The sequence below is a fragment of the Alkalibacter mobilis genome, assembly GCF_015594845.1.
Taxonomy (GTDB): Bacteria; Bacillota; Clostridia; order Eubacteriales; family Alkalibacteraceae; genus Alkalibacter; species Alkalibacter mobilis.
On sequence record NZ_JADNRK010000008.1, the window covers coordinates 96,070 to 103,484 of the forward strand.

Below are 7,415 nucleotides of genomic sequence, written 5' to 3' on the forward strand. Positions count from 1 at the left end.
GTATTGATATTTTTTATAAAATTAAATTTGATTATAGATCAACAAATTCTTCTTCAATATATTTTTCAACCGATTTAAGATCAAAGAAGTCCTTTAAAATCTTCTCCATTTGAGGATGATCAGCATGGTGCTTTTTATATGTTAATAGCGAAACTGAAACGTATACAATAATGTTCAGTATTATAGCCGGCACTGAGACATATAATCCGCCCAAGTCAAGGCCTGATAAATGGAATATTATATAGGTTGTCAAACCTATTCCCATTCCCGCAAGACCGGCTACCGGTGTGGATTTTTTCCACCATAACCCACCTACGATAATAGGAGCAACTTGAATCAATCCGCCAGAAGCCAACGCAATCATCAACATCATCACTGGCAAATCATATAGACTTAAGAGAAAAGCAACAGCTCCCAACGTAACAATTGCAATTCTTGTTCTTCGAATTTCTTGTTTTGAATTTTTTGTTACACGCTCATTTATGGCTTTACCGTTTCCTTCAACAGAACCAATCAAAGGCTCTTTTGTTCTTATTTGTTTTATTCCACCGATAATATCATTTGAAATCAAACCTGAAAGGCCAATTAAAGTGGAATCAAGAGTACCTAAGGCTGCCGCAAAAATAAATGTAGCCACTACGCCTACAAAGAACGGACTGCTTAATAGCGTTACCATTTCCAATAACGATGATTCCGGATTTACAATTGTGTATCCCATGGTTGTTATACCATAAGCTGCAAAACCCAAAACAACAACTAGTGCCAACCAAGAACCGGATAGTGCCGTAAACATAGCACTCTTTTTGATAGTTTTGGTATCTTTACCCATACATATCATCATAAAATTCGCTGGGTAAATAAAGCCAGTTGGTGTATCTATAATCATTATAGACAGCCAGAACTTCCAGCCCCATTCTCCGCTTGTTTCAAACACCATCTTTTCTGGCGCTACATCTCTAATTACTTCAAAAATGTTTGTTATACTTCCATTATAAAATGATCCCAAGATAAACAGTAATGTGGCAAAGGAGAAAGTAAGTACAACCAAGGATGTAAAACTGTCTACCGAAGCCACGGACTTGACCCCACCAGTAACTACATACATAACAATCACCGAAAATCCAATTAAGGATCCTATTGTATCGGAAATCAATCCTCCTGAAACAATGTTGATTATATAGCCCAAAGTTCTTATTTCTAATATCAGCCAAATAATATTAAAAGATACAATTGTCGTTGCAACTATAGCTTTGACGTACCTATTTTGATATCTGAGCTCCAACAAATCTGCAAGAGTTGACAATCGATATTTCTTTGCCAGAGGCCATACTTTCTCCGCCAGAAAATACATTATTACTCCTGCCATTGCGCAAGATGGTATTACAGATAATGCAGCAACACCATTGCTAAACGTGTATCCTACTCTACCCGTAAATGTTGAACCAGAATAAAAAGTAACTAAGGTAACCAAAGCAACCGTAAACGTTGCAAAAGATTTATTTCCAGTATAAAAATCCTCGAATGTTTCGCTTCTTCCCAACAATCTTTTAGAAATTGTCGCTTTATAAGACAATCCCAAAACTGCGACCATTAAACCACCCATCATAATAAATGGAATCCAACTGAATTCATACATTTTTTAATCCTCCTTCTTCTTCGGATGTTCGATTTTGTATAGGATAAATAATAATACTGGTATCATTAAGCTCAAACCTACAATCGTCACCATAAATAACGGAATACCTAAAACTAAAATTGGTTTATTATATATAAATATAAAAGGCGGGCACATTAGTACAAACAGGGTCAATATACTAAAAATAATAATTTTTCTTGCGTTCATGCCTGATTCAACTCCTTCTTTTTTAATTTATGCAAGATTTGATGCTTTTTCACAAAGAGCATACTTCACGAATCCATTCTTCACTATACATTGTATATTCGTTTACGATACGCCATTTATTGTTTATAAGTTTTACTGTAGACATGCTAACAACTAAAGCTTTATCCCCTTCGAGAGACTTTCCTGTTGGCGGTCCGTATTTGCTAACTCCTAAATTTGTGCCATCCAAGTTATAAAGTCTCCATAATTTATACACATCGCCATACTGTACCGCAAAAGTATCCACAAAATTCACTTTTAAATCCGGGAAGGCTGAAGTAAAAGTAAGAGCATCTGTCATAACATTGTGTGCTCCCTCGATAAGATAACCACTTTCACGATGAACAACTACATCATCTGCATAAATGTCATATATGCTTCCGATCCATTTATAGTCATAAATTAAAGTTGTGTAATTTTTGAAATACTCTGCAAGCGATTCTGCATCGTGAATTTCCGCATTTTTAATTTTAGCTTCTTGCTTTTTCATTTTGTCGAACATGTAATCAGCTTTAAATTTGTATTCTTCATTATACATAATCTCTTTTCCCCTTTTTGTTAAAGTATCCAGATCGCTATATTTCAAGACATCGTTTGTTTAATTTATGCAAACCTTTTCATTTTATTTATTAGAATTTGTGTTTTTTATTCTCTAAAATGATGAAACTCAGTTCACATGATCATACTTCTCCAAAAATAAACTAAGAGCTGTTATCGTAAAATATTTTAATGCCCAATTCGGTGAAGTCATCTTTCTTACTTTTACGCATTTTATCGATTACATTAACCATGTTCACAACCACCTCCCGAATATCACTATTGAATAGAACGATTTATTGAATTAAATATTGCTCAATAACTAGTGTTATATTTATCATTTCGATAATTCAGCTATTTGATTTTATAATCATCCGCCGCTTTAAACATCGCCTTTAGATTTTCAATTGGCACCTGATTGATCGAACCTCCTGCAGCAAGAACGCACTTATTGTTCCCTTGAAATGATTCAAGCACTTCTATACACTTGTCATAAGTTTCATCAGCTGTCCATTTTTGCAAGTCAAGTGGATTTAGACCGCCAAGCAGTGTTATTTTCCCTTTAGTCAATTCCAGTGCAACACTTGGATCCATGGTCGGCAGGTATTGCCAAGCGACCATTCCTGCATCAACTATTGCTGGGGCTATGTGTTGAGCTCTTGCATCATTGTGCAACCATCTCTGAGTATCTGGAAACTCTTTAAACATCTGCTCATATCTCGGTAAAACAAAAGTTCTATATGCAGATATACTAAGCATAGAGGATAAGTCATCCGCTATTAATATATGGTGAAGTGAGCCTAAAATCTTTTTTTGAGCTCGCATAAACCTTATTTGAGTCTCTACTACCACATCCAATATTTTATTGACCAAATCAGGGTCTTCTACTGTATCCTCACAAAAATTAATAAGTCCTCTAAGACTTGCACCCACTGTAAATGGCCCCATTACTGGGTGCGGATTTACTTTATAGCCTTCAGGGCAGTTGTCTACCATATATTGCAATGTATCAAGCACCTGCTTCATATAATTATCGCCATACGGATCTCCCGGTACCAGCCAATCTAAATCTCCAGCATCATTTGCCGCGACTATATCAGGATTTGGATGGATAGAAATAAAACCAAGGTTATCGAATTTTACAATTCCTCCAAGGCCACTGGCTTCTGCAACCGATCCCACATCCGGAACCACATTCCCGACCCCATCAAGTAAATCTAAAGCTTCCACTTGGCACTGAAGTGCCACTTCCGGTTTATGGAAGTAATCATCTAGTTTCACTCCCGTAACCGCCTGAAAGAACGGAAATGTGTAAAAATTAAATACAGCATGTCCGTCAGATTTTTCTCCAGCGACGCTTTGTCTTAATCGTCTAAAATTTCTTTCTCTTAAAGTAGGCATAGGCACCATCCTTTTTAATTTTCTGTTTTCTTTCTCATTTATCTTGCTATTTTAATTTTGGCAACGATATCTTTTGCACTTGTTCCAATAAATCCGGTATCCGACCCTACAAGCAGGTATTGAACTCCTCTTTCTATAAAACTTTGTGCGTCTGCCACTGTAGAAACTGTGCCCACTGACTTACCAGCTTCAAGGACTTTCTTTATAATAGTATCGACTGCATCTAAAACCTTTGGATGATTCCCTTGTCCAATCAAGCCCATTGACTGTGATAAATCCATCGGGCCTATGAAAACAACATCTATTTCCTTTATAGTCAATATCTCATCAAGATTATTTATGCATTCAACAGTTTCACAATGAGCAACAACTAACGTGTTTTCATTGGATTCTTTGATAAACTCCATTTTGTCAAACAACCCGTATGATGCCGCTCTAGTCGTCGGTGAAAACCCTCTGTTTCCCAACGGAGAATACTTGGAACTCTTAACCAGATTTGTCGCTTGTTCAAAAGTGTCTACATTCGGAACTTGAACACCTAGCGCGCCTGCATCGAGAGCTTGCAATATTTCAACGGGACTATTCTCTCTTACTCTCACCACTGGCACTATTCCAACAGCATCACCGCCTCTAATCACACTTTGCATGTCCGATCTGCTCATTCCAACGTGTTCATTGTCCAGAACAAAGAAATCAAATCCCGACAACCCTAATATTTCCACAGCAGCCGGATCAGTCAACTTGGCAAACGTACCTATTGCGCATTCACCATTTTTTAACATATTTTTCAATTTATTTTTGCGCATCATTTATCAAACACCTCCCAATATGCGATTTAGTATTATTGGATCTAAAATATTTTATGGATGCAAAAGCATCTTTAGCCTCATTTCTTTTCTACCCTTGATGATATTAAGCGCCTCTTCGAAATCCGCAAGTTTGTGGTGATGTGTTATTAGTGGACTGGCCTTAATAACACCATTACCCATCATAGCAAGTGTGGGTCTGAAGGTATTTCTAGAAGCTAAAACTCCAATTACATCACAATCTTTGAGGATTATGTCGTTTATTCTCGTTTCGAAAGAGTAGTTCCAATATAAACTCAGCAACACTATTCTTCCTCCAGGCTTTAACGAAAGAAGAGATTCATCGATCGCTGACGAATTTCCCGAACACTCGATCACAACGTCCACGCCCATTTCTTTAGTCATCGATTTTACCCACTCATGGATATTCCCATCATGATAATTGAAAACCTCGTCCGCCCCTACTTCCTTTGCAATCTCCAGCTTTTCATTCCAACTACCAACCAAAAGAACTTTTGAAGCTCCTGCTGCTTTGGCACATTGAACCGCCATTATTCCTATCGATCCATCACCGATACATAAAACCGTTTCACCAAACGAAACTCGTCCTCTTTTAACTCCATAATATGCAGTAGCAGCAGTTTCTATTAAAGCAGCCTCATCGTAACTTAAATTGTCTGGAATCAAGTACATATGTCTTTCCGGTACGTTTAAGTATTCAGCATATGCGCCATCTTTATTTCTATACGATCCTATAACCACTCGATTGGGGCATATGTTAAATTTGCCTTCTCTGCAAAAATCGCACTTTCCACAACCAATGCTGACATCTCCAACAACCCTGTCACCTACCTTAAACCCCTTTACATCATCGCCGATTTTAACTATTTCTCCACTCCATTCATGTCCTGGAATTAATGGGAAAGTAGTATAACCATTTTTTTGATGTGGCATTTCACCTTCAAGCAGCTCAAGATCTGAACCGCAAATCCCCACCGCTTTAATTTTCACTAGAACTTCATCATCTTTTATTTCTGGCACTGGAACTTCATCATAAGAAAATTTGTTTGGTTCCAAAAATCTTATAGCTTTCATAATCTCATCCTCCATAATAGTATTAATCAAGACGGGTCAACTTTCTAATACTATATGTGCAATTTCCATGCCAGAATTTATTTTTTTCTTCATTTTCTTCTCGATCATATGTTTTACTGGCTGATTTAGCGATAAATCAAGTTGATTATTTAATCGTTTTCTATACAGTTCAAATAACCTGGGCACCTTTCATATATGTTATCGATGCATTTTTGCATTATTTATATGCAAATCCGCATGTTCAAATATTAGCCACCTAATATAAAAATATACCTACAACACACCAAGGCATTATAGGTATATAAACGAAAGCGCCACACTTGAATCAAATTTATTATTTTAATTGGCCCTTTTCGTCGTGGTCTTTGTCATACACAATGCTGTCAGCACCGGCATAACCTAACGGATTTCTAAATCCTAAAGGATTTATTCCGCACGGATATTTTTCTCTAATTTCTTTAATTAATTCGCAATAATGTCCAACGGTTGCCGAAACTAATTTTTCACCTTTTCCTGCTGTAGCATTTGTAGGATCTCCGATTACTCCAGTTTCCAAATCGTCTTTCTCTGGCAATGCAAAGGTTCCTTCAAAGTGATACATGGATCCCGGAGTGGCCGCTTGGCCTGGAGCAATTTTCCACTTAGAGTCAATTAAAGGCGTACCTCCTCCTGATACTGCTAGATCAAAGTTGACCCACTGAGGATATAAGCACAATGCCAACGAAGTTTCTGCTTCGTCTGCGTGCCACATGTAATCTTTTAGCACTGCTTTATTATCTCTTAAGAAGTCATACCAAGTCGATGCGATTGTGAAGTAGCCCTCGATCCCTAATTTATGAGTTGCAACGATCATCGATGAAACTTGACCATGTGCTGAAAGTATAATGAATTTGTTGTATCCTGCAACTGCCGCTCCTCTTATAATATCTTCCAGCAAAGCTATGTGAGTTTCATATTTCAGTGGAATTGTCCCTTGCATTCCCCAGTGATGGTGTGGGTGTGATCCGTACATCGGACTTGGCAATAGCATTGCCCCCGATTCTTTTGCTACTCTTTCCGCAATGCCGATCGCATTAAAGGTATCAGATCCACAAGGACAATGTGGACCATGTTGCTCAATGGCTCCAATTGGCAAAATTGCTACATCGCATACCTCTTTAGCATAAGCTACATTCACTGGCGCTGAATTCTCATGAAACCACACCGAATCTCTGTTTTCTAATTTAAAACTAGTTTGCACTTTCATTTCCGTTTACCTCCTAAGGTTTTAATAACTTATAGTTGGTTTGTTTTATCCCAACGTCGATACAAATAAATACTTGCAAGTATCATGCCAAAAACACATTCCAAAATCTACTTGTTCATTCTCATCAACTAAAACATTGGGGTTTCTGTTTATGCTTTTGCGATAAACTCTTATTCTCTCAATCTATAAAAAAATACTCATTGACCGGCCCATGCACTGGTGTTCGTGTTTATCCCTTGTCTAAAGCGGCATCTGTTACTCTCTAAATAGTCTTCTGATCAAGTGCCTGTATACCAATTCTCACAATTAAAATAATTTATCTGTATATAACCATGGGATAGAGCCAGCTTTTCCATAGAATAGAGCAAGTCTGTTCACGGAATTGAGCCACCTGTTCCATGGTGAGAGCCACCAACTGTATAATAAGATTATGCACCTAAAGGTGTAA

General features: G+C 37.5%; 6 protein-coding genes. All 6 read right to left on the minus strand.

Going from position 1 to position 7,415, the window contains the following annotated elements; genetic code table 11:
• Positions 1 to 31 precede the first annotated feature (31 nt).
• Positions 32 to 1,636 carry a sodium:solute symporter family protein gene (locus IWB18_RS06275; protein WP_195682761.1) on the minus strand — a complete coding sequence of 535 codons (1,605 nt, stop codon included), beginning with the start codon at positions 1,634 to 1,636 and terminating at the stop codon, positions 32 to 34.
• A 256-nt stretch (positions 1,637 to 1,892) separates the two neighbouring features.
• Positions 1,893 to 2,420 carry a nuclear transport factor 2 family protein gene (locus IWB18_RS06280; protein ID WP_195682762.1) on the minus strand — a complete coding sequence of 176 codons (528 nt, stop codon included), beginning with the start codon at positions 2,418 to 2,420 and terminating at the stop codon, positions 1,893 to 1,895.
• 353 nt (positions 2,421 to 2,773) lie between these two features.
• A complete protein-coding gene (locus tag IWB18_RS06285; RefSeq protein WP_195682763.1) occupies positions 2,774 to 3,820 on the minus strand; it encodes a uroporphyrinogen decarboxylase family protein in 1,047 nt (348 codons plus the stop codon).
• Positions 3,821 to 3,858: 38 nt separating this feature from the next.
• Entirely contained in the window at positions 3,859 to 4,629 is a 771-nt protein-coding gene (locus tag IWB18_RS06290) for an HpcH/HpaI aldolase family protein (RefSeq protein WP_195682764.1), read from the minus strand.
• Positions 4,630 to 4,680: 51 nt separating this feature from the next.
• Positions 4,681 to 5,721: a zinc-dependent alcohol dehydrogenase gene (locus IWB18_RS06295; RefSeq protein WP_195682765.1), complete on the minus strand. Its 1,041-nt coding sequence runs from the start codon at positions 5,719 to 5,721 to the stop codon at positions 4,681 to 4,683.
• 334 nt (positions 5,722 to 6,055) lie between these two features.
• Entirely contained in the window at positions 6,056 to 6,967 is a 912-nt protein-coding gene (locus IWB18_RS06300) for a creatininase family protein (RefSeq protein ID WP_195682766.1), read from the minus strand.
• Positions 6,968 to 7,415: the final 448 nt, after the last annotated feature.

What these genes read in the sequence shown, in the direction of transcription:
- IWB18_RS06295 (WP_195682765.1), bottom strand. Translation starts at nt 5,721, where the DNA reads ATGAAAGCTATAAGATTTTTGGAACCAAACAAATTTTCTTATGATGAA.
- IWB18_RS06285 (WP_195682763.1), bottom strand. Translation starts at nt 3,820, where the DNA reads ATGCCTACTTTAAGAGAAAGAAATTTTAGACGATTAAGACAAAGCGTC.
- IWB18_RS06275 (WP_195682761.1), bottom strand. Translation starts at nt 1,636, where the DNA reads ATGTATGAATTCAGTTGGATTCCATTTATTATGATGGGTGGTTTAATG.
- IWB18_RS06280 (WP_195682762.1), bottom strand. Translation starts at nt 2,420, where the DNA reads ATGTATAATGAAGAATACAAATTTAAAGCTGATTACATGTTCGACAAA.
- IWB18_RS06300 (WP_195682766.1), bottom strand. Translation starts at nt 6,967, where the DNA reads ATGAAAGTGCAAACTAGTTTTAAATTAGAAAACAGAGATTCGGTGTGG.
- IWB18_RS06290 (WP_195682764.1), bottom strand. Translation starts at nt 4,629, where the DNA reads ATGATGCGCAAAAATAAATTGAAAAATATGTTAAAAAATGGTGAATGC.